Origin of the sequence: Mesorhizobium sp. M4B.F.Ca.ET.214.01.1.1 (genome assembly GCF_004791545.1) — a bacterium.
GTDB classification, from domain to species: Bacteria; Pseudomonadota; Alphaproteobacteria; order Rhizobiales; family Rhizobiaceae; genus Mesorhizobium; species Mesorhizobium abyssinicae.
The window spans coordinates 1-293 of the sequence record NZ_SRUX01000250.1 but is presented as its reverse complement, the minus strand read 5'-3'; the positions used below and the strand labels follow the sequence as shown (position 1 = coordinate 293).

The window sequence follows — 293 nt, the reverse complement described above, 5'->3', positions numbered from 1 at the left end:
GTTGCACCATTGGCGAAAGTGGCGTTCTTGCCGACGACGCAATCATGGGCGATGTGCGCATAGGCGAGGAAATTGCCGTTGTCGCCGACCGTGGTCTCGCCGCGGCTGGAATCCGTGCCAACATGCATGGTGACGCCTTCGCGGATGGTGCAGTTTTCACCGATGATAAGCGTCGTGCGGCCGCCCTTGTGCTTGGTGTTCTGCGGCGGCGCGCCGAGCGTCGCCATCGGATAGACTTTCGTTCCGGCCCCGATAGTGGTGGCCCCCATTACCGACACATGGCTGACCGTTTC

At 61.8% G+C, this 293-nt stretch carries 1 pseudogene; it reads right to left on the bottom strand.

What is annotated here, in order from left to right:
* Window positions 1–293 (bottom strand): annotated as a pseudogene (locus EN857_RS34105) (acyl-[acyl-carrier-protein]--UDP-N-acetylglucosamine O-acyltransferase); the annotation flags it as partial.